The sequence below is a fragment of the Vibrio sp. 03-59-1 genome (assembly GCF_013114135.1).
GTDB classification, from domain to species: domain Bacteria; phylum Pseudomonadota; class Gammaproteobacteria; order Enterobacterales; family Vibrionaceae; genus Vibrio; species Vibrio cortegadensis.
In genome coordinates, this window is the sequence record NZ_VTYA01000011.1 from 16,395 (window position 1) to 39,089 (window position 22,695).

20 protein-coding genes are annotated in these 22,695 nt (G+C 42.2%); 12 read left to right on the top strand and 8 right to left on the bottom strand.

Annotated elements, in window-relative coordinates:
* Window positions 1-2: 2 nt before the first annotated feature.
* From F0249_RS12350 to lipA, 5 genes are all read left to right on the top strand, one after another.
* Window positions 3-827, top strand: a complete 825-nt coding sequence (locus F0249_RS12350; RefSeq protein WP_136996081.1) for a septal ring lytic transglycosylase RlpA family protein — start codon at window positions 3-5, stop codon at window positions 825-827.
* A gap of 83 nt (window positions 828-910) precedes the next feature.
* Entirely contained in the window at window positions 911-2,092 is a 1,182-nt protein-coding gene (locus F0249_RS12355; protein WP_017053023.1) for a serine hydrolase, read from the top strand.
* A gap of 128 nt (window positions 2,093-2,220) precedes the next feature.
* A complete protein-coding gene (ybeD, locus tag F0249_RS12360; protein WP_017053022.1) occupies window positions 2,221-2,496 on the top strand; it encodes a DUF493 family protein YbeD in 276 nt (91 codons plus the stop codon).
* A gap of 232 nt (window positions 2,497-2,728) precedes the next feature.
* On the top strand, window positions 2,729-3,388 hold the full coding sequence (lipB, locus tag F0249_RS12365) for a lipoyl(octanoyl) transferase LipB (RefSeq protein ID WP_113796467.1): 660 nt from the start codon (window positions 2,729-2,731) through the stop codon (window positions 3,386-3,388).
* A gap of 4 nt (window positions 3,389-3,392) precedes the next feature.
* The gene (gene lipA / locus F0249_RS12370; RefSeq protein ID WP_171756883.1) at window positions 3,393-4,358 is read left to right on the top strand and encodes a lipoyl synthase; all 966 of its coding nucleotides are present in this window, start codon (window positions 3,393-3,395) and stop codon (window positions 4,356-4,358) included.
* A 202-nt stretch (window positions 4,359-4,560) separates the two neighbouring features.
* On the opposite strand, the gene glyA is transcribed toward lipA, so the two are convergent.
* Window positions 4,561-5,811 (bottom strand): serine hydroxymethyltransferase, encoded by a 1,251-nt coding sequence (glyA, locus tag F0249_RS12375; RefSeq protein ID WP_017053019.1) that lies wholly within the window; start codon window positions 5,809-5,811, stop codon window positions 4,561-4,563.
* 348 nt (window positions 5,812-6,159) lie between these two features.
* Here glyA and F0249_RS12380 point away from each other — a divergent pair, with 348 nt between their 5' ends.
* Window positions 6,160-6,768 (top strand): YitT family protein, encoded by a 609-nt coding sequence (locus F0249_RS12380; protein WP_171756935.1) that lies wholly within the window; start codon window positions 6,160-6,162, stop codon window positions 6,766-6,768.
* Window positions 6,769-6,920: 152 nt separating this feature from the next.
* On the opposite strand, the gene treC is transcribed toward F0249_RS12380, so the two are convergent.
* From treC to gmhB, 4 genes are all read right to left on the bottom strand, one after another.
* Window positions 6,921-8,606, bottom strand: coding sequence for an alpha,alpha-phosphotrehalase (gene treC / locus F0249_RS12385; protein WP_171756884.1), 1,686 nt, complete (start codon window positions 8,604-8,606; stop codon window positions 6,921-6,923).
* A 60-nt stretch (window positions 8,607-8,666) separates the two neighbouring features.
* The gene (gene treB, locus F0249_RS12390; protein WP_017053014.1) at window positions 8,667-10,091 is read right to left on the bottom strand and encodes a PTS trehalose transporter subunit IIBC; all 1,425 of its coding nucleotides are present in this window, start codon (window positions 10,089-10,091) and stop codon (window positions 8,667-8,669) included.
* Window positions 10,092-10,404: 313 nt separating this feature from the next.
* The gene (treR, locus tag F0249_RS12395) at window positions 10,405-11,349 is read right to left on the bottom strand and encodes a trehalose operon repressor TreR (protein WP_171756885.1); all 945 of its coding nucleotides are present in this window, start codon (window positions 11,347-11,349) and stop codon (window positions 10,405-10,407) included.
* Complete coding sequence (gene gmhB / locus F0249_RS12400) at window positions 11,349-11,903, bottom strand: D-glycero-beta-D-manno-heptose 1,7-bisphosphate 7-phosphatase (RefSeq protein ID WP_017053012.1); 555 nt, start codon at window positions 11,901-11,903, stop codon at window positions 11,349-11,351. Before gmhB ends, treR begins: the two co-directional genes overlap by 1 nt.
* A 192-nt stretch (window positions 11,904-12,095) precedes the next feature.
* Here gmhB and metN point away from each other — a divergent pair, with 192 nt between their 5' ends.
* From metN to F0249_RS12415, 3 genes are read left to right on the top strand one after another with little or no spacing between them, the layout of a single operon-like run.
* The gene (gene metN / locus F0249_RS12405; RefSeq protein ID WP_017053011.1) at window positions 12,096-13,130 is read left to right on the top strand and encodes a methionine ABC transporter ATP-binding protein MetN; all 1,035 of its coding nucleotides are present in this window, start codon (window positions 12,096-12,098) and stop codon (window positions 13,128-13,130) included.
* Complete coding sequence (locus tag F0249_RS12410) at window positions 13,120-13,797, top strand: methionine ABC transporter permease (RefSeq protein ID WP_017053010.1); 678 nt, start codon at window positions 13,120-13,122, stop codon at window positions 13,795-13,797. Before metN ends, F0249_RS12410 begins: the two co-directional genes overlap by 11 nt.
* A gap of 38 nt (window positions 13,798-13,835) precedes the next feature.
* Window positions 13,836-14,645 carry a MetQ/NlpA family lipoprotein gene (locus F0249_RS12415; protein ID WP_113796478.1) on the top strand — a complete coding sequence of 270 codons (810 nt, stop codon included), beginning with the start codon at window positions 13,836-13,838 and terminating at the stop codon, window positions 14,643-14,645.
* 92 nt (window positions 14,646-14,737) lie between these two features.
* Here the strand turns inward: F0249_RS12415 and F0249_RS12420 are convergent, their stop codons facing one another.
* The 3 genes from F0249_RS12420 to syd all read right to left on the bottom strand — a co-directional run bounded on the left by F0249_RS12420 (window position 14,738) and on the right by syd (window position 17,672).
* Window positions 14,738-15,943 (bottom strand): carbohydrate porin, encoded by a 1,206-nt coding sequence (locus tag F0249_RS12420; RefSeq protein ID WP_017053008.1) that lies wholly within the window; start codon window positions 15,941-15,943, stop codon window positions 14,738-14,740.
* Window positions 15,944-16,347: 404 nt separating this feature from the next.
* Complete coding sequence (locus tag F0249_RS12425) at window positions 16,348-17,124, bottom strand: Zn-ribbon-containing protein (protein ID WP_017053007.1); 777 nt, start codon at window positions 17,122-17,124, stop codon at window positions 16,348-16,350.
* A 2-nt stretch (window positions 17,125-17,126) separates the two neighbouring features.
* Window positions 17,127-17,672 carry a SecY-interacting protein gene (syd, locus tag F0249_RS12430; RefSeq protein WP_171756886.1) on the bottom strand — a complete coding sequence of 182 codons (546 nt, stop codon included), beginning with the start codon at window positions 17,670-17,672 and terminating at the stop codon, window positions 17,127-17,129.
* Window positions 17,673-17,816: 144 nt separating this feature from the next.
* On the opposite strand from syd, the gene queF reads away from it, so the two are divergent.
* The 3 genes from queF (at window position 17,817) to F0249_RS12445 (ending at window position 22,639) form a co-directional block, all read left to right on the top strand.
* On the top strand, window positions 17,817-18,662 hold the full coding sequence (gene queF, locus F0249_RS12435; RefSeq protein ID WP_171756887.1) for an NADPH-dependent 7-cyano-7-deazaguanine reductase QueF: 846 nt from the start codon (window positions 17,817-17,819) through the stop codon (window positions 18,660-18,662).
* Between the two features lie 43 nt (window positions 18,663-18,705).
* The gene (locus F0249_RS12440; protein WP_171756888.1) at window positions 18,706-20,964 is read left to right on the top strand and encodes a lipopolysaccharide assembly protein LapB; all 2,259 of its coding nucleotides are present in this window, start codon (window positions 18,706-18,708) and stop codon (window positions 20,962-20,964) included.
* Between the two features lie 109 nt (window positions 20,965-21,073).
* Window positions 21,074-22,639 (top strand): diguanylate cyclase, encoded by a 1,566-nt coding sequence (locus tag F0249_RS12445; RefSeq protein ID WP_113796488.1) that lies wholly within the window; start codon window positions 21,074-21,076, stop codon window positions 22,637-22,639.
* The last annotated feature ends 56 nt before the right edge of the window (window positions 22,640-22,695 follow it).

Genomic DNA, 22,695 nt, shown 5'->3' on the forward strand with positions numbered 1-22,695 from the left:
TTATGACCATGCGCAGCTGTTTCATTTTCGCTCTATTTGGCACCGTTTTAGTTGGGTGTACCTCAACTAAAGAGGATGCTAGCCGCTACTCAATAGATAATGATATTGCCCCTGATGCCCCACTGACTGTTGACCATATTGAAGATGCACATCCAAAATATGAACCTTACAGTCTAGGAGGGAATACGGACTACACACTCAGAGGGAAAGATTACAAAATAATCAAAAATACCAATGAGTTTAAACAGCAAGGAAAAGCCTCTTGGTACGGAGAGAAGTTTCACGGGCACCTAACTTCAAATGGTGAGATTTATGACATGTATTCCATGTCTGCCGCCCATAAAACGCTACCGATTCCGAGCTATGTTAAAGTCACCAATACGGATAATGGAAAATCAGCCGTTGTTCGAGTCAATGATCGTGGTCCTTTTCATGAAGGTCGAATCATAGATCTTAGCTATGCCGCCGCTTATAAACTCGATGTCGTTAAAACAGGGACAGCAAGTGTCGAGATTGAAGTGATCAATATCGATAAACCAGTAGGCGAACAAGCCAATAAGCTACTGCCTAAGTACATTATTCAAGTTGCCACTTCAAAACATCCTGAACGTACCCGAACTTTAGCGGATGAATTAGGTCAAAAACTATCAGTTGCTAGTTTTCTTGAGAGTACAGAGCAACAGCACCGAGTGTTCCTTGGCCCATTTAATGACTACGCTCTGACGCAGACAACTTTAGAACAAGTTAAAATGTTGGGCTATTCATCCGCTTTTATCAAAAAGCATACGCCAAAATTAACAATGAGTAACACTATTGACAATGAGTAGCACTGCTTCTAGTGTTACCATTTCTGACTTGCCAGAATGATTCTGTTAAGATACCGACAGTTAACCAAAGAATTGCACCCAAAATGAACAAAACTAAAAAAATCGTTACATCTATTTTAACTTCATCGGTCGCGCTTTCTGCCTCTATCGCATTTTCAGCGTTTGCCGCTCCTATTGTCGTACCTGACGCTCCGCAAATCGCAGCGAAGGGTTTTGTTCTAATGGACTTCCATTCAGGGAAAGTTCTCGCGCAAAAAGAGATGAACACCAAACTGTCTCCAGCGAGCTTAACCAAAATGATGACCAGCTACGTCATTGGTCAGGAGTTAGATCGCGGAAATATCAGCCTACAAGATGATGTCGTTATTAGCCAAAATGCTTGGGCTAAAAACTTCCCAGACTCCTCAAAGATGTTCATTGAAGTTGGCACAACGGTAAAAGTAGAAGAGCTAAATCGCGGCATTATTATCCAATCAGGTAACGATGCCTGTGTTGCGATGGCTGAACATATTGCAGGTTCTGAAGATTCATTTGTCGATTTAATGAATGCTTGGGCAAGCTCAATTGGCATGACAGATACGCATTTTGCTAACGTGCACGGCCTAGACAACCCTAATTTATACTCAACACCTTACGATATGGCTTTACTTGGCCAAGCGCTTATTCGTGATGTGCCAGCAGAGTACCGAATCTACTCTGAGAAGAAGTTCACCTACAACGGTATTACTCAATACAACCGTAATGGCCTTCTTTGGGATAAAAGCATGAATGTGGACGGCATTAAAACTGGCCACACAAGTAATGCTGGTTACAGCTTAGTTAGCTCAGCAACGGAAGGTAAAATGCGCCTTGTTGCCGTTGTGATGGGAACCAAAAATGCCAACGCTCGTAAATCTGAAAGTAAGAAATTACTGGGTTACGGCTTCCGCTTCTTCGAAACAGTCGCACCGCACACGGCTGGTGAAACGTTTGTTGAAGAGAAAATTTGGATGGGTGACAAAGATACCGTTGCTCTTGGTGTAGATACAGATACATATGTAACTTTACCTCGCGGCCAAGCGAAGAACCTAAAAGCGAGCTTTGTTCTAGAGAAAGAGCTTGAAGCGCCAATCAGTAAAGGTGATGTTGTTGGTAAACTTTTCTACCAAGTTGATGGTGAAGATGTCGCTGAATACCCACTGCTTGCACTTGAAAATGTAGAGCAAGGCAGCCTATTTAGCCGCTTATGGGATTACATCGTATTACTGCTAAAGGGCTTGTTCTAACTTAGAATTTGTTCTTTCTAATAACAAAAGCCGCTAAATGCGGCTTTTGTTATTCTTGAGTTCCAACCTCATTGCCAGTAATATCCCGCCCTTGTTATCGAAAATTGCTTTCCAACTTGGAGTCAAACATGAACATTAATTCTGATGCTAAACTAAAAGACCTACTGGAATTTCCTTGTTCGTTTACGTACAAAGTAATGGGTTATGCTAAACCAGAACTGCCTGAGTTGGTTTTAGAAGTTATCCAACGCCATGCACCAGGAGATTACTGCCCAACAGTAAAACCTAGTGGTAAAGGTACTTATAACTCAGTGTCCATTAATATTACGGCGACCTCTATCGAACAAGTCGAAACTCTATACAAAGAGTTAGGCGAGATTGATATCGTACGTATGGTTCTGTAATTCGGTATATCACCAGATTCCGAACAAAAACATCAAACAGCGGCTCAATAGTCGCTGTTTTGCTATCTAGACATAAGTTTCTTATCTAGCAGACGACTGAAACGTAACAGTATTTAAAACCAGTTGTAACGATTACTACCAACATCTGTTAATTGATACGGATTTCCGGTAGTGAGAAATGCTTTTCGAGTTTATAATGAAAACACTTTATTAATCCTTGAGGGAACGCGGTTTGCACAATCAACTGATCGTTAAAAAGTTAGGCAGACAAGATTATGAACCAGTCTGGAAAGCCATGCATGATTTTACCGATACTCGTGACGAAAATTCAGTCGATGAAATTTGGCTGGTTGAACATAACCCGGTGTTTACTCAAGGGCAAGCGGGCAAAGCAGAGCATGTCTTAAATCCAGGCGATATTCCGATAGTACAAAGCGATCGTGGCGGGCAAGTGACTTACCATGGCCCCGGCCAACTTGTTGTTTATTTTCTAATAAATATTCGCAGGAAAAAATTCGGGGTGCGAGATCTCGTTACGCACATTGAGAATCTCGTAATTAATACGCTAAAAGCATACAATATTGATTCAGCCGCCAGACCCGACGCCCCTGGTGTCTACGTCGATGGTAAGAAAATATGTTCGCTTGGACTTCGCATCCGTAAAGGCTGTTCATTCCATGGACTGGCTCTCAACGTCAATATGGACTTATCCCCTTTCCTGCGTATTAACCCATGTGGTTATGAAGGTATGGAAATGGTTCAGGTGAGTCAATTTGGTGGTCCAGAAAGCCTAGAACCCGTAGAACAACAACTAATACAAGAGCTTGTGGCTCTACTTGATTACGACCAAGTGGATATCCAAGCCGAAAGTAACATTACAGCAGAAGCATAAAATCATGAGCAAACCTATCCAAATGGAAAAAGGCGTTAAATACCGTGACGCTGAAAAGATGGCCTTAATTCCCGTTAAGAATATGCCAACCGAGCAAAAAGAAGTACTGCGTAAACCTGAATGGATGAAGATCAAACTTCCTTCTGACAGTAAACGTATTCAAGATATCAAATCGGCTCTGCGTAAAAACAAACTTCACTCGGTGTGTGAAGAGGCATCTTGTCCAAACCTCGCAGAATGCTTCAACCACGGCACCGCGACCTTTATGATTTTAGGCGCGATCTGTACTCGCCGTTGTCCATTCTGCGATGTTGCTCATGGGCGTCCAATTGCACCAGAAACGAATGAGCCACAAAAATTGGCGAAAACCATTCAGGATATGCAGCTTAAATACGTGGTGATCACTTCAGTTGACCGTGATGACCTACGTGATGGCGGCGCACAACACTTTGCAGATTGTAACCGTGAAATTCGCGCATTAAACCCAGAGATCAGAATCGAAACCTTGGTTCCTGATTTCCGTGGCCGTATGGATACTGCTCTTGAATTACTTAAAGACAATCCGCCAGATGTCTTTAACCACAACCTAGAAACAGCACCACGCTTGTACCGTAAAGCTCGCCCAGGTGCGAACTATAAATGGTCACTCAACCTATTGAAGAAATTCAAAGAACAGCATCCAGATATCCCGACTAAATCGGGTGTTATGATGGGACTTGGTGAAACCAAAGAAGAGATCGTTCAAGTACTGAAAGACCTTCGAGAGCACGGTGTAACCATGTTAACTCTAGGTCAATACCTAGCACCGAGCCGCCACCACTTACCAGTGGAGCGTTACGTGCCACCATCTGAGTTTGATGAGCTAAAAGAGATCGCTCTCGATCTGGGCTTTACTCATGCTGCATGTGGGCCATTTGTTCGTTCTTCTTACCATGCAGATTTACAAGCTCAAGGCATGGAAATTAAATAGTTCCGAGGACGAGAGACAGTGAATAGTCACTTCTCCCTGCTAGACGAATCCGATCTAAAAAGTTGATGTTTACCCATCAACTTTTTTTATGCCTATCACCTTTTCTCCTGCTCTTAGCATTTAGTTTTCAATTTTCTACAAATATAGCACGCACAAAAAAAGGAACGATTACCGTTCCTTTTTCTTTATTCTAGACATTCGATTATGCGTAAACAGGTAATCGCTTACAAATCTCTAATACCTTAGCTTTCGTCGCTTCGATAACGGACTCATCGCCCATGTTATCTAGGATGTCACACATCCAACCCGCTAACTCTTTCGCGTCTGCTTCTGAGAAACCGCGACGAGTGATAGAAGGAGAACCGATACGAATACCAGAAGTAACGAATGGGCTGCGAGGATCATTTGGTACTGAGTTCTTGTTCACTGTTATGTTCGCAGAACCAAGTGCTGCATCCGCTTCTTTACCTGTGATGTCTTTATCGATTAGGTCGACAAGGAACAGGTGGTTCTCTGTTGAACCTGAAACGATGTTGTAACCACGAGCTAGGAATTCTGCAACCATTGCTTTTGCATTAGCAACCACACGTGTTTGGTATTCTTTGAATTCTGGTTCTAGAGCTTCTTTGAACGCTACCGCTTTACCCGCGATAACGTGCATTAGAGGGCCGCCTTGACCACCAGGGAATACCGCAGAGTTTAGCTTCTTGTATAAGTCTTCGCCTTCATTAGAAAGAATAAGACCGCCACGAGGACCAGCAAGGGTTTTGTGCGTTGTTGTTGTAACAACATGAGCATGAGGTACAGGGTTTGGATAAACGCCAGCAGCAATAAGACCTGCAACGTGAGCCATATCAACGAAGAAGTAAGCACCAACTTTGTCCGCGATTTCACGCATACGCGCCCAATCACAAATTTGAGAGTAAGCCGAGAAACCACCGATGATCATCTTAGGTTTGTGCTCAATCGCAAGCGCTTCCATCTCTTCGTAATTGATCTGACCTGCTTCATCGATACCGTAAGGAATGATGTTGTAAAGCTTACCTGAGAAGTTTACAGGCGAACCATGAGTCAAGTGACCACCGTGAGCAAGGCTCATGCCTAAAACGGTATCACCAGCATTCAGTAGAGCCATGTATACAGCGTTATTTGCTTGAGAGCCTGAGTGAGGTTGTACGTTCGCGTACTCTGCACCAAATAGTTCACATGCTCGTTCAATTGCTAGCGTTTCAACTTTGTCAACGAACTCACAGCCGCCGTAGTAACGCTTGCCAGGGTAACCTTCAGCGTATTTGTTAGTAAGTTGAGAACCTTGAGCTTCCATTACACGTGGGCTTGTGTAGTTTTCTGAAGCGATTAGCTCGATGTGTTCTTCTTGACGAATCGTCTCTTCTTGGATTGCTGCGAATAGATCCGCATCGTAATCAGCAATGTTCATGTCACGCTTAAGCATCTGTATCTCCTGACTCAGATTGTACTGAAAGTTTCAAAAAAACCACTCAACGACCGAAAGCAAACGTTTTCGTAACCGTTTTTGATGAAATGCATTCTACATAATTTGATCTAGGTCATAAAGAGTAAATGCAAAATTTATCATGCAGTTTTTTCATAATGACATTCAACGCTCCTCATACTGAAACGACTTCACGCATGAGTCATTACATTGAGTGTCAATTTCACGTTTTACACCCTGTAAAACGCAGATTACATAGGTTTACCTTAATTTAACCTCTCAAGCTACCGAAAAGATCATCTTTTCTCTACTATGCACGCCATTATTAAGCAGTTAAAAATAAGAATGATGGAAAAACACTCACGTAAAGAAGATTGGATGGCAATACTGACAGGCACCTTTTTAGTTGCTCAGGGTGTTTTCTTCCTTCAGGCCGCGAACCTTTTAACCGGCGGCACAACAGGACTAGCACTATTATTAACCCAGTTCATTCCTCTGTCATTTGGCATACTGTATTTTGTGGCAAACTGCCCTTTCTACATTCTCGCTTGGCGACGTTTCGGACATCGATTTGCGATAAATAGTGCTATTTCTGGCGCGTTAGTTTCAGTTTTTGCCGATCATCTATATTTAGTGATCTCACTCGACACAATGAACATCATTTACTGTGCGATTGCAGGGGGATTACTGATGGGATTAGGCATGTTGATTCTATTCAGACACCGCTCAAGCTTAGGTGGTTTCAATGTACTTTGCTTGGTCATTCAAGACAAGTTTGGGATTTCAGTCGGTAAGACTCAGCTCGCTATCGATTGCTGTATTCTTTTCACATCTTGCTTCTTCGTTGCTCCAGAAGTCATTGCAGTCTCTGTACTAGGAGCTGTCGCGCTTAATGTCGTATTAGCAATGAACCACAAACCAACACGCTACACAGTGAAGTACGCACAAAAAAGCTAATTCCACGCAATAAGCAATAAGCAATAAGCAATAAGCAATAAGCAATAAGCAATAAATACAAAATAAGGCTTTGGTTCAATACCAAAGCCTTATTTTTTGGATCTCCTATTCTTTTAAATAGGTTCACCCGTTTTGAGCAGTTGTGGGGGTAATTAATGCTCTATCAGAATCACTTTTGTTTCATATGCTTTTAGCTCTTGATGGTGCGTCAACACTTGCTGTTCACTGGCCATATAGTTATTTAAAATGAATTTCCCTTTATTCAAATTAAGATGAGGGTCAAGCTCAACCTCTGCTTCCGTCGCGTAATAGTTATTTAAGCAAATAAGTGTTTGCGTGCTGGTCTGACGTCGATAACCAAAAACTTGCGGATGCTCAGGAAAGAGATCCACATAATCGCCATTGGTAATCACATCGAACTCTTTTCTTAAACCTATTAACTTACGGTAGAAGTGAAAGACTGAATGTTCATCAGCGACGGCCGATTGTGCATTAATCTCTTGATAGTTTTTCGCCACTTCCAACCAAGGTGTTCCCGCCGTAAAGCCAGCTTGTTTTTCTCGGTTCCATTGCATTGGCGCTCGTGAGTTATCGCGGGATTTTTGCGCTAAGATCGCCATCATATCCAGATGTTCCACCCCTTGTTGGTTCACCATAATGTCGTACATGTTAGTGCTCTCAACATCCTGATATTGGCTGATATCTGTATAATGAGGGTTAGTCATGCCGATCTCTTCACCTTGATAGATGTAAGGGGTTCCTTGCATCATGTGCAAAGACGCGGCAAGCATTTTGGCAGATTCAACTCGATATTGCTTATCATCACCCAGTCGGCTTACAACTCTAGGTTGATCATGGTTACACCAAAATAACGCCCCCCAACCTTTGCCGTTCAAGCCTGTCTGCCAATGATTGAAAATTGATTTCAGCTGAACAAAATCAAATGGCGCTTTTGTCCATTTGTCACCATTCGTATAATCCACTTTTAAATGATGAAAATTGAACACCATAGACAACTCTTTGTTATCCGTACTTGAGTACTGCTGGCAATGCTCTAACGTCGTTGAAGACATTTCACCAACCGAGACACTCCCGTATTTCTGGAAAACCGCTTCGCTGATCTCTTGCAGGTATTCGTGAACTCGTGGGCCGTCAGTATAAAAACGTCGCCCATCTCCAATCTCATCATTAAGGAAGTCTTGCTGTTTAGAGATCAGGTTGATCACATCTAGCCGGAAACCATCCACCCCTTTTTCAGCCCAATAACTGATGACTTTTTTCACTTCATCTCGAACTTGTGGATTCTCCCAATTTAAATCGGCTTGCTCTTTTGCAAAAAGATGTAAGTAGTATTGGCCTGTCGCCTCATCCATCTCCCATGCATTTCCACCAAATTTAGACTGCCAGTTCGTTGGAGTACCTCCGTTTACTGGATCTTTCCAAATATAATAATCACGATATGGACTTGTTTTGTCACCCAGAGCTGACTGAAACCAAGCATGAGCCGTTGAGGTATGGTTCACGACAATATCCATGATAATTCGAATGCCGCGCTGGTGAGCTTCCGACAGCAGACGTTCAAAATCTTCCATGGTTCCAAATTCTGGATTTATCGCGTAATAATCTGAAATATCATAACCATTGTCGATCATCGGTGATTCGTAGACTGGCGTTAACCAGATTGCCTCAATACCCAATGTTTTCAGATAATCTAATTTTGAAATAATGCCTTTAATGTCACCAGAACCTTGAGCACCACTGTCGCAAAAACTTTTTGGGTAAATTTGATAAATGGTTGCTGTTTTCCACCACAACGCATCTTTCTTTTGAATCATCATCTCGACTTACTCTTACTAAAAATCAAAAACGGAGTGACAAAAGCATCACTCCAAAATCTATTATCCGTTAACGGCAGTTAACTCACCTTTCGCTTGTGCTCGCTTGTAGCTGAGTAGTGTTAACGCCACAGGTACAACAATCGCCACCAGCATCGCTATTAAGTAAACTGTCCAGTACTGAGGTTGAATAGACAGAATACCGGGCAGACCACCAACACCGATACCGTTCGCCATAACGCCAGCGCTGCCACAAATCGCCGCCGCCGCTGCGCTACCGATCATCGCGCTAAGCATTGGGAACTTATATTTTAAGTTGATACCGTACATCGCAGGTTCCGTTACCCCTAGGTAAGCAGAGATAGCGGCAGGAATAGAGATATCACGTTCGCCCTCTTTCTTACTCAGAATAATAATACCCACTACAGCTGATGCCTGAGCAATATTAGACAAAGCAATTAGAGGCCAAATTGGCGTGCCACCTAAGTCTTGCATTAATTGAAGGTCGACAGCGTTCGTGGTGTGATGGATCCCGGTAATGACTAACGGTGCATACAAGAAACCGAAGATAATGGAACCAATCACCGCAAAATCTCCTGTCATTGCCGCTTTTGCCGCAAAAGCAACGCCATCACCTAACACACGTCCGAAGGGACCAATGAAAGCATGAGCTAAAATGACGGAAAGAATAATGGAGACAAATGGCACCACCACCAAGTACAAGTAGGCAGGTACAATACGTTTTAAGTTAGTTTCAATAAAGGCTAATGCTACACCGGCTAACATTGCAGGGATCACTTGAGCCTGATAGCCTACCTTCTCAATTACGAACAGCCCAAAATCCCAGACTTCTGGCACTTGTTTACCGATCATGTAAGCATTCATTAATTGAGGCGAGACTAAGGTAACCCCAAGCGTGATACCAAGAATTGGTGTTCCACCTAACTTCTTAACGGTAGACCAACAAACACCAACAGGAAGGAAGAAGAAGATTGCCTCACCAATCAACCATAAGAATGAGTGTACGGTTGCCCAGAATTGACTGATTTCAACAAGGGTTTTTCCGTCGAACATGCGAATGTCACCAATCACATTTCGGAAACCTAAAATCAAACCACCCGTAATAATTGCGGGCAAAAGCGGAACAAAAATTTCTGCTAAATGGGAAATTCCGCGCTCTAATATATTCATGTTCTGACGAGCAGCGAGCTTAGACTCATCTTTTGACGCTTCACTTTTGCCTGATAATTCAATGAGAATAGCGTAAACCTCATCAACTTCAGTACCGATAACAACCTGAAATTGTCCTGCATTAGTAAAACAGCCTTTCACCAAGCGCATTGATTCTAGTTCCTGCTTATTTGCAAGATCCGTATCATTTAATACAAAGCGCAACCGAGTGAGACAATGACTAACACTAGCAATGTTATCATTCCCTCCGACAAGCTGTATAAGACGCTCAACGTCTTGTCTCGCTATTTTACTCATAACTATCCACCCTATTTCTATTCCTGAATTCTGCACGTTAGTAAGGCTGTGCCCGCAAACAAGCTCTACTTTCATACCTATCACGATGGGAACATTCCCAAACACCAATGTGAGTATATTGCACAGATCAATAGAATCTTTAAATGGGAACATTCCCATTAATTGAAAGAGATCACACAATATTTTATTTTAAATGAATAAACAATAGCTTAAATAGATAGGAATCAATGGTGAGTTTCACGGCACGATTTAGGGTAACTTCCTTTAAAATCATGGATGAATAGTCATTATTTAAAAGGGTTACAAGCCTGCTTTAAACAACAGGCTTTTGGGTTACATGTGTGATACCACCCTCACCAGAAAGCTGAACAATCAACAACTTAGCTGCCTTTTCTCCAGCTTGAGAGTAGCCAGGGTCAATGCTATAGATGTTCGGAAAAAGAAAAGAAAGCAGATCATTTCCGCCGACACCTGTCACCGCAATATCCGTACGTTTCAGCTCTTGTAGACGTTTGATTACGCCTAGGGCAAGAGTATCACTCGCACAGACAATCGCTTGTGTTGTTTCCGTAATCACGTCATCGACTAACCCATAAGCACTTTCATGGTGCAGCTGGCCTGTCTTATAATTAGGCTCGACGCTCGTTCTCTTGCACCAATCAAGATAGGCACTTAAACGTAGTTCACCAGTGGAACGATCACTAGGATCTACCCCTATAAAGGCGATATCGTTAATACCCATCAGCTCTAAATGAGAAATGGCCAGTTGGATCACGGCTATGCTGTCATAATTGACCGAAGATACATCTTGAGTATCCAATGCAATAACGACGGCTTTTTCTTGCCATAAATTCAGAGCTTCAACATCACAATCAGTAAAGCCAAATACAATCACACCATCAACATTACGCTTTTGTAATACTGCTAAATGTTCATTGGTTTTACTCCGACTGAACTGGCTCTCCATAATAACGACATCATAGCCCGCACGATAAAGCTCAGCGAGCATCGTACTCACCGCTCGATTTTCAGAGGGAGAATCGAGGCGAGAGATAATAACCCCGATCACTTTTTGACTCCCACCTCGCATCAATTGCGCTGACTTTGATGGAACATAGCCAGACTCTTGTATTACTTGTTCAACTTTTGCTCGTGTTGCAGGTTTCACTTTCGGATCATTGGTTATAACTCGTGAAACGGTTGATTTCCCTACACCAGAAAGTTTGGCAATATCAAGAATAGTGAGTTTTTTGTTCATTAAGCACCTAGCACGTAATCTGGAACATTTTTAATACTATCAAGTACAACGGTGGCAATGGCTTCACCTTTTTCAGTGATTGGTTTACCTGTCCTCACTAAAATTTTCGTTCCAACCCCTGCCGCTTCGGCTGCCATCATATCTTCTGCTTTATCGCCAATCATAATGGATTTTTCCATATCGATTTTTAAGAAATCACGAGCAGAGATAAACATACCGGGTTTAGGCTTACGACAATCACAATCTTCTTTGTATTTACCCACGCCATGTTCTGCGTGATGCGGGCAGTAATAAATCCCATCAAGCTCAACGCCATGATCGACAAAATTCCAGTCCATCCATTGCGTTAAAGACAAAAAGCGGTCTTCACTGAACATGCCACGAGCGATGCCCGATTGGTTCGTCACGAGGACTAACATGTACCCCATATCTTGAAGCTTCTTTGTCGCCTCAAAGACACCATCGATGTATTCAAAATCATGCTCATCATGCACATAGCCATGATCAACATTAATCACACCATCGCGATCTAGAAAAACTGCTGGTTTCGCCAAAATTTATGTCTCTATCTACTCTATATGAAAAGAATTATTACACGCTTTATTTCTTACGGCACTACCTAATTGCCCTTTAGACGTCTAGACGTCAAAATATCTATTGACTTAAATCAAGTTAGCCCATAGCATCTTCTATAGATTCAAACTTTGAACAACATTTTCCACTGTTACTCCTGCATAGGTTTTTAGATGATTAAAATTAATCAAGTTAACAAAACTTTCTATCAAGGTACTAAAGAAATCAATGCCTTAATAGATATAAACCTCCAAGTCCCTCAAGGTGGTATTTTTGGGGTTATTGGTTCTTCAGGGGCAGGGAAAAGTACTCTTATACGCTGTGTCAACATGCTAGAAGCTCCAACCAGTGGCTCTGTCATTGTTGATGGTGTTGACTTAACACAACTCTCTAAATCTGAGCTAAGTGCTGCAAGACGTAACATCGGTATGATCTTTCAACACTTTAACCTGCTCTCTTCTCGAACTGTTTTTGGTAATATCGCCCTACCGTTAGAGCTTGCAGGAGTAGACAAAGGTGACATCAACAAAAAAGTCACTGAACTGCTCAATTTAGTTGGCTTGGCGGATAAGAAAGAGACCTACCCATCAAATTTAAGTGGCGGACAAAAACAGCGTGTCGCCATTGCTCGTGCGCTAGCGTCTGATCCAAAAGTACTGCTTTGTGATGAAGCCACCAGCGCGCTAGATCCCGCAACTACTCAATCAATTCTAGAGTTACTGCGCGAGATTAACCGTAAACTCAATATCACCATGTTATTGATCACTCACGAAATGGATGTGGTTAAAAGCATCTGTCATGAAGTGGCTATTATTGGTGGCGGAAAACTAGTAGAAAAAGGCAGTGTTGGCGATATTTTTGCTCATCCAAAAACAGAGTTAGCCCATCAATTTATCCGCTCGACCTTAGATCTTTCGATTCCTGAAGATTACCAAGCTCGACTACAAGAAACACGAGTACATGGCAGTTACCCTCTATTGCGTTTGGAGTTTACTGGGGAAACCGTTGACGCGCCGTTAATGACGCAAATCGCACGTAAATTCAATATCGATGTCAGTATTTTAAGCTCAGACTTAGATTACGCTGGCGGGGTTAAATTCGGCATGATGGTCGCTGAATTATTCGGAACAGAACAAGATGATAACGGCGCGATTGAATTTTTACGCGCACACAAAGTAAAAGTAGAGGTATTAGGTTATGTCCTTTAATTCAATCATCGATTGGCTAAGTTTAAATGGTGACCTACTACTAGGCGCAACTCTTGAAACCCTTTACATGGTCGCAGTCGCTGGCATTGTAGGTTTTGCTGTGGGGATCCCACTAGGTGTAATTCTGCATACCAGTAAAAAAGGTGGGCTGTTAGAAAATACCAAACTCAATAGTATTTTAGGTGCAGTCGTCAATATCGGACGTTCAGTCCCTTTCTTAGTTTTGATGGTCGCGATTATTCCTTTAACTAAATTGTTAATTGGCACCTTCATCGGCACGACTGCTGCCATTGTTCCTTTAACGATTGGCGCTATCCCATTTGTTGCACGCTTAATTGAAAGTGCGCTTTTAGAAGTCCCTACAGGTCTAGTCGAAGCCGCGCAATCAATGGGTGCTAAGCCACGCCAGATTATTACCAAAGTATTATTACCGGAAGCACTACCAACCATTATTAACTCAGTCACGATCACCATGGTGACGCTAGTCAGTTACTCTGCAATGGCAGGAACTGTTGGTGGTGGTGGTTTGGGTGATGTCGCCATACGCTACGGCTTCCACCGCTACGACGTTGTTATCATGGCAGTGACGGTTGTAATGCTTATTATATTAGTACAAATAATTCAATCGATTGGCGATGCACTAGTTCGCCGCGTTGATCACCGATAGTTAGATAAAAAATATAATCATATAACAAGGAGAGAGTCATGAAATTTAATCTTAAGGGCTTATTAGCCATTGCCGTTGCCGCCTCAGCACTTGTGCTTTCAGGTTGTGGAGAAAAAGAGATCGATACTTCAAAAATCAAAGTCGGCGTAATGGCAGGAGCAGAAGCTCAAGTAGCAGAAGTTGCCGCTAAAGTTGCTAAAGAGAAGTTTGGACTTGATGTTGAGCTCGTCACTTTTACTGACTATGTTACTCCTAATGCTGCGTTAGACGATGGTTCAATCGATATCAACGCGTTCCAACATAAGCCATACCTAGATCAACAGATCGCTGACCGTGAATACAAAATCACGATTGCGGGTAATACCTTTGTTTATCCAATTGCAGGCTATTCAAAGCAGGTTAAAAGTGTTGATGAAATCCAAGACAATGCACGTATTGCGGTACCGAACGATCCTACAAACCTTGGCCGCTCTCTACTTCTTTTAGAGCAGCAAGGCCTTATCACACTTCGTGATGGCGTTGGTCTTCTAGCAACCGTTCGCGATATCGTTGGCAACCCAAAGAATATTACGATTGTTGAGCTAGATGCAGCGCAACTTCCTCGCTCTCTAGACGATGTGGCTTTGTCAGTAATCAATACCACTTACGCAAGCAGCATCAACTTAACACCACAAAAAGACGGTATTTTTGTTGAAGATAAAGAGTCTCCATACGTGAACATCATTGTTTCTCGTATTGAAAATCTAGACGCTGAAAACGTACAAAACTTTGTAAAATCTTACCAAACAGACGAAGTATACAACGCAGCGTCTGAGATCTTCCAAGGTGGCGTAGTAAAAGGTTGGTAATCAACTAAACGACAGCACCCTATAGCTACCCGAAGAGGCTGACATAATGTCAGCCTCTTTTTTGTTGGTTGAGATTAGTTAGAAAAGTCGACTTACCACCAAGCTTCCACCTGCATACCAACGCTCATTTCGCTGTTTTTACCTTCACCGAAAGCATTGTCGTTTTCAGCGTCGTTTAGGTAAGTCGCAAAGATACGAAATTCAGGACGCGACCAGAAACCCACTTGCGGAACCCAAGCCTGAGCCACAGTAAGCTTGCCACCCGCACCATCTTGGTTATTAATAGTTTCAACAAAGCCACCAATTTCAAGGATGGTACGCATACGTTTATCCCACTTGTAAAGCGGGCGAATTACCGCACTAAAAGAATCATCATCACTGTTATTGGCGCCAACACCGGTTGACGCGGCATAACGAACAGTATGACCAAACTCGATGTTCTCACCGATCGCAAGTACGCCCCAGTTAATCAATCGGAAGCCATCGGCGTCATTGTTGTTTGCATCACGAACGATATTTTTACCCGTCCCAAAAGTCGTCATCTGCTCTGCATAACCAGAGTTAGCAACCTGTAGAATGGTTTTATTGAAGCCACCTGAAAGATTCTGATTCAAGCTCGCCGTTAGCATTACGCTGTCATCCGCATCCACAGTTTGACCTTGCTTTTCATTGGCAAAGTTCACATCAATACCGACCTCAAGATCAGCATTGTTCCACAGTGGAATGCCCGCATAACGTACATCAGCAATCATGGCTGTGGTTTCTTTACCATCGGCAATGTCACCCGTGACCGTGTCTTGAATCAAAGCCACCGATAATTTACCTGGGCCCATATTGATGTGTTCAACACCAGCACCAATACCACTTACATCCCAGTAATAGTTATCAACGATGTGCACATCATGACGTTGGTAGTAGCGCTCACCCGCCCAAATCCCAATATCCTTATCTTCAAAAACCCCTACAGCCTGAACATTCAATTGCACCACATCAACGTTTTTATCCGCAGCGTTCTCATCTTGTCCTTGCCAGTACGACAACATAGAATCAACTAAAAACGAAACGTCGCCCTCTGCATACACCTCTTTCTTAAAACCAAACTCACCATACAGGTCATTTTCATTGCCGAGGCGACCAACCTTACTCACCTCCCACTTGCTATTTGAACCACCTTCATTACTAAGGCCAACACCACCGCGCATGTAGCCATTAAATTCCAATGGTGCGGTTTCACCAGCGTATAAACTAGGAGTAAGTAAAGCAGTAGTAAGCGCTGCAGCAATAGGTAACAGTTTCATCGTCCATTCCTTTTAGATTTAGAATCAGGTGATTACCAAAAATGGGAATATTCCCATGGGATCGATCCCATTTATATTGAGATGAATATAAATTGAAAGAGAACTGATTGATTATTGTGATCAGGCTAACTATTGAGGTGACTAAAAGTTGATGAGTGTTGGATTATTTCAATGAATACATTGGAGCTGAAGCAAGAGGGGGATAACACGTTCTGCGCGTATTCAGGGAACAGTAGCTAACAATTAGGGAGTAAGAAATATTGGGAAAAGATCGGTATCGAAGTCATGAAATCGAGTAAGGAAACAAGAAGGTAAATAATTAATACCAAAGGGAAAGTCGATATCAGAACACTTAGGTAGTGCTCCGACATCTAAAATATGACGTTTAAATCAAAACAGGAGAGTTACTTAAGATGATCCCAAGAGATGTTTGACACCAGTCGACAATCATCACACTTGAAATAGAAAATATCGTGGATCGGCGCATCAAGCAGCCATTCACCACCACATTGAGGGCATTTGCGCTCTTTTTCATCTTTCAAGCTGATTCCACCCACACGGTATAAATAGTAGTAGGTTGGTACCTTAGTCAGATACTCAATACGCCCTCTTAACCCCCAACCACGTTTAAACAATACACTCTTAGTATCACTGATTTCAGCTAGCGTTGCATGTTCAGCACGGCAACCACCGCCCATTTGTACTTCATCACAGGCTTGCCATTCTGTCTGCCATTTCAGTACGGCTTTATGGTCGCCGTTGAATGTAGGAGGGTTGCGATACAAAGGGATTGGCAGCAAGCTATCGCCACTGCGCAAAGGTGAACAAGTATGAACGAATGTCGTGTATAACACCTGCCAACTCGGTGTTTCATCTTCTGCCACTTCTTCGGAGTTAAGATCTCGCCCTAACAAACGCATTTTAGGCGCAAGAAGGCACGCGTTAGACAAGCGATCAAAACACACTTTAACGAAGTCTGAGTGATTCCGCGGATGCAAACTATCTTGCTCTGGGCACACTACTCGAACAAAAAATTCTCCGTCGCCCATCACAATAGGAAATTCGCGGCCGAGTACCTGTCCATTGTAACGAAATGCATCCATCAAACCATTTACTGCTTTATCGACAGCTGAAACCGTCGTGTTATCAAAGCACTCAAACTGGAGTTCAACAACGTACATAATTAAACCTCAGGCTCAAGTTTCGTTAAAAATTCCGCTAAATCTTCAGCCAGTACATCACGATTGCTTGTCCCTAGGCGTTCCAGAATGACATTACCCGTTAAATTACAAATAGAGATCACATCCAACTCAGCATCGGTTGCCGCAATAAATACCGTCGGTTTTAACTTTAAACGACGCTGCGTTACTAAATGTCCCAAAATGTTCTCTTGTAAAAGTTCAAAATCATGATCGCTCCAAACTTGAAGCAGCGTCAGTGAGTTATCTTGCCATTTGGCATCCATATCCGCGCTATATTGCGTGCCATAGAAGGTTTTAATATCGTCATGTAACGTCAACTCAATGCCATTTTCAACATTCGTGAAATCCGCTTTCTGATCTCGAGAGTGCGCTCTCCATAACACGTCATCGGCACGTTTTTCTTCTACACAAGGGGAAACTAAATCCACCAGTTCTTGGTTAACTGGCAAGCTATTGTGCTGTTTTTGCCACTCATCAAGATAGCGTTGACTGAATGAATATAAAGCTTTCTCGGCAGATTGATCCATGAAGATCTCCTAAAAGATGGACAAGATAAATGTGTGACCCCACCTTTTATACAAATAGTTGAAGGCAACCAAGCAAATGCTTAATGACAGCAAAAGGGGGATTCAGTAAAATTCATGCCATTCTAATCGAATTTAAACGAAAGTATGAGCAAATATTCTGACGCAAAAGAGCTAGCAGGTTTAACCCTTGGTCAAAAGACTGAATACGCATCTCAGTACGATCCAAGCCTACTACAACCCGTACCACGTAGCCTAAACCGAGATGATCTTGAATTAGGTGACGAGTTGCCATTTATGGGGCACGATATTTGGACATTATACGAACTATCATGGCTCAATAATAAAGGTCTACCGCAAGTCGCCGTAGCTGAAGTGTATATCCCCGCGACGAGCTCAAACTTGATTGAATCTAAATCTTTTAAGCTCTACCTTAACAGCTACAATCAAACTCGCTTCAACGACTGGTCATCCGTTCAAGTAAGCCTTGCAAAAGATCTGTCACAGTGTGCAGGAGAAGCGGTTGAAGTCGAAGTAAACCCTGTTACCCAATACACCAATCAAGCGATTGTTACGATGGAAGGTGACTGTATTGACGGGCAAGATATTGAAATCACTAGCTATGATTTCGATGCTACACTGCTTTCTGGCGCGGCAGGTACTAACATCGTTGAAGAGTCTCTGCACAGCCACCTATTGAAGTCAAACTGCCTAATCACCAATCAACCAGATTGGGGCAGTGTTGAAATCCAATATAAAGGTAAACAGATTAACCGTGAGTCATTACTGCGTTACTTAGTTTCATTCCGTGAGCATAATGAATTTCACGAACAGTGTGTTGAGCGCATTTTCACTGATATTATGAAATACTGTCAGCCGAGCAAACTCACTGTTTTTGCACGCTATACTCGCCGTGGTGGATTAGACATCAACCCGTACCGTTCTACCGAGCAAGCAAAGCCAAGCCACAACTGTCGCATGGCTCGTCAGTAATCGATTTACAAATCAATCGATATATAAACTCAAAGGAATTAAAATGCGCTGGCTAAGACTGTTATTGCTATTTTGTGCACTGCTATCGTCAGGAGTAAATGCCACCATTTACTCATCGCCTCAGCTTAATGATGCAAATAAATTGGTTGAGATCTCACCAATACAGGCAAAAAAAATTGCAAGTAACTATCTTGTACAGCGCCAACTTTCCGATCAAAGTGATAAAAGCCTAACTGCACTTTCAAGAGAAGAGGCAGATAACCGACTTCGTTCACCTAGAGCCAGCATTGATGCATATAAGGTTCTGGCCAAAGCCGAATTCAATCTAGGTAATACTCGTCAAGCATTAGAACAACTCGATTTAGCCTCTACCCTTACCCAAACACATCGCCTTCCTTACCAAAAGATGGACGTTGATATTTTAAGAACTCGCCTTGTTTGGTTAACCGATCACGACTCAACAAAAGCGAAGCTATCCCTTGATAACATCGATCATAACTTACAGTTGCTAGACAACTCACAGCAACTAACCAGAGGCATTACCTACCGCCTAACCATGCTTAGAGCAAAGATCGCATCGAAAGAAAGTGAAATATCAGCGGCGGAGAATTTTTACGCCGAAGCAAAAAACTTCATTAATACCAGTAACTCCGAAAAAAACCTCATTGAATACCATTTACAAGTTGGGGAGTTCTACCTCAACCACAAACAGTACAATCGAGCTTTATCTGAATTACTGTTTGGTTATTGGAAGTCAGTAGAGAGCGATTTAAGCCCGCAACTGGCACAAGTAAACCGATTATTAGCGCAACTGTTCCTTGAAAGACGAGTGCTGGATAAAGCCATTGAGCATCTGTCTCAAGCGGCTGATTTCTACAATAAGTATGACCAGTCACCTATTCTATCTCATGTCTTAAAAATGATGGGCGAAATCTATTTTCAACAAGGAAAATATAATTTAGCCTTAGTGCACTTTTTTAATGTACTGGATCATGAAAGCACCGCACAAAACATAGAACAAGTTATCGAAGTGCGCATCAGTTTGGCGGCCACTTACCTAAACCTTTACAACTACCCTCTTGCAGAGCAGTACCTCAACCGCGCAATCGAACTTTTAGAATACACCGACATCTCAGCACTCAGAGCTAAAGCTGAACTATTAAGATCGGGATTAGCTTATCATCAGCATGAAAGTAAAAATGGCATTATTCACGCTCATAAAGCGTTAGCCATCGCGAAGAACATCAAAAACAAAGATCTTATGCAACGTTCATACGACTTACTTTCAATGGGTTACGAACAAAATGAGCAGTATGCCCTCGCCCTTGATTACATGAAAAAATACAACATGTTAGTGGCGATAAAACAGCAGCAACTCAACCAGATCAGTGAGGATGCCTTTAGACAACAAAAAGAGTTCGCTGAACAAACTCTGCATTACGCCAATCAAGAAAATGAGCTAAAGCAGATGGCGATCGAACATCGAAAATATCAAAAAATCGCGTTTTCCCTGTTTGCTCTCTCTATAATTCTGTTTTTTGTCGTCATGCGCAGAGGGTTCATTATCCAGGCTCTCAACCGACAAAATAGTAAATTAACCAAGCAGCTCTATACTCATTCACGCTCAAAATTGCGTAACTTACGCATGCTTAATGCCAAGTTATCAAGTTCACTCCAAAAAACGAGTGATACCTTTGAGCAGTGGCAAATGGGAGAGCTCATTCACGAGCCATTAAATGACCGACTACGGTTTGTGATGATTGATTTGCCTTTTTTACGCAGTATGTATATCCAACACGGATACAAATCTGGACTACAATTAGAAGAATCCTTTGGACAATACCTTGCTTCCAAAGTTGAAGGTTCCTCACGCCTTTATCACTTCTCTGATGCTAACTTGTTGTATATTGAATCAAATTCAGACCGTAATGCTTCACCAGAGGCGATGTTTAGCAAAATCCAAACTTGGATTAATGAGTTTGAACCCAATCGAAAAATCAATCGTCGTATTCGTATTGGTATCGCGGATTATCCATTTTTGCCACGCGCCTATACGGCAATAAACGATCAAGAACTGCTTGATGTTCTACTGATGTCAACACACCTTGCTCGTGATATAAGCCTCAAAGAACACAGTAGCGAATGGGTATATTTCAAAGCGATTGATAATGCCCCTGCGGCAAGCCTTGCAACTGGTAACATAAGAGAAGCGTGTAAACATGCAATAAATCAAGGCCTAATAAAAATTCAATCTTCTTACCAGAATGAGGATAACATCAAAAAAATGCTAAAAGATGAATAAAAACTGCCCTGTCGGCACTTGCAACACGTGACCTTGTGACTTTTTTTGCTATTATCGAGAGATTCATTAATAAGCTTACGCTTGATCATTTGTCGAAGTTTAACAATCCATGGGCATTCTCGAAAAAGATATTCAAACACAGTTACACCAGCTAAAAAGTCAGTTGGAACAAGTGCGTTTGACACAGAGAGATACATCATTCAAATTTAAACGAGAACAAAAGATTCTTAAGCGTATCGTCACATCTTTAAGTTCAGCTTGTGTAGGTACAAATTCTCAACTTGATAGCAACTTAATCGCGCTAAAACAAGAATTAGAACAACAAAAAGAAATTAGCGCCCTGATACCACGACTTGCGGTATTAGAAAGAATGCTAAAACAAAAAACGTTGGCTATGGAAAAACAAACTGGACATCTTGATGAACAGATCAAGCATAGTGGTGAAACACTTCAGAGAGTGACAGGCTTACCTGCTCAACTGAAACGTGACCTGCGTAATTTACTGAGTTTCCCGGCGACAAATGGGAACAAAAAGGTCGATCACGCGATTCGCTTACTAACAATTTATGAACGTGCCATTAAAATAATGGCGTCTAACTCTAGCCATTCGGTTGGGAGTTTTGATCACTCCCCTGATAAAGAGTTGTTCTCTTGCTTAACAGATGAGTTACAACACTTAATCACGGAACTCGATTTCGATGGTGAGTCCGGTGATGTCCTCATTGATATTCGAGCAAAGCTACTGATCGGAGTATCGACGGAGTCTCTCCTTGAGCTGACATTACAAATATTGAAACTGGTCATTCAGGGTACTCATTTAGAACGTAAAACGTCAGAACAGTTTTTAGAACAAATTAATTCATCACTCGCCTCTTCACTTAAAACCTCGTCACAAAATTCAGATCAAAGCCAAAGCTATTTTGAACACAGAAAAGGGATGAACGATGAGCTAAGCTCACTGGTTAAGCGAAGCCAGGAGTCCGTCCAAGATTCTTCAGAATTAGATGAATTAAAACAAACTATTAACCCACTTCTTAGCCAACTGTCATCACTGTCTGAACGCTTACATCATGCAGAACAGCGTGAACAAGCACTCAACGAAAGAATGGCATATGGTCAAAACCAGTTAGAAGCCCTTTTTGAAGTCACCCAAGATTATCGTCGACGTCTGGATGACCAAGCTCAAAGAATGCTGCTTGATCCTTTAACTAAGGTGTATAACCGTACCGCCTTAACGGATCGATTAGAGTTGGAATATCGTCGCTGGATACGTTCGCAAAAAGCATTGAAAATGGTGCTTTTTGATATCGATAACTTCAAAAAAATCAACGATAGCTTTGGTTATACTGCCGGAGATAAAGCGCTTAAAATCATTGCACGCACCATAGCAAAAGCGGCAAGTGATACCGACACTGTCGCTCGTTTTTCAGGTGAAGAGTTCATTTTGATCTTGCCTGAACAAACCGACGAATATTGCCATGAGTTAATCAAAGGCATTCAGCAAAGTGTCAGCAAGTTACCGTTCAAATTTAGAGATCAGAGCATCACGATCACTCTCTCGGCATCAACGACTAGCTTTAAAGATTCTGATACTCCCGAAATCATTTTAGAGCGATTAAATTGCTCACTGAATGAAGCGAAAAACCTAGGAACGAATCAAGTGGTATGGAAATAGTTTAAGTACTATTTCCACCTTTCCTCATTCCCTTTTGTCCTAATTATTCATTTGCT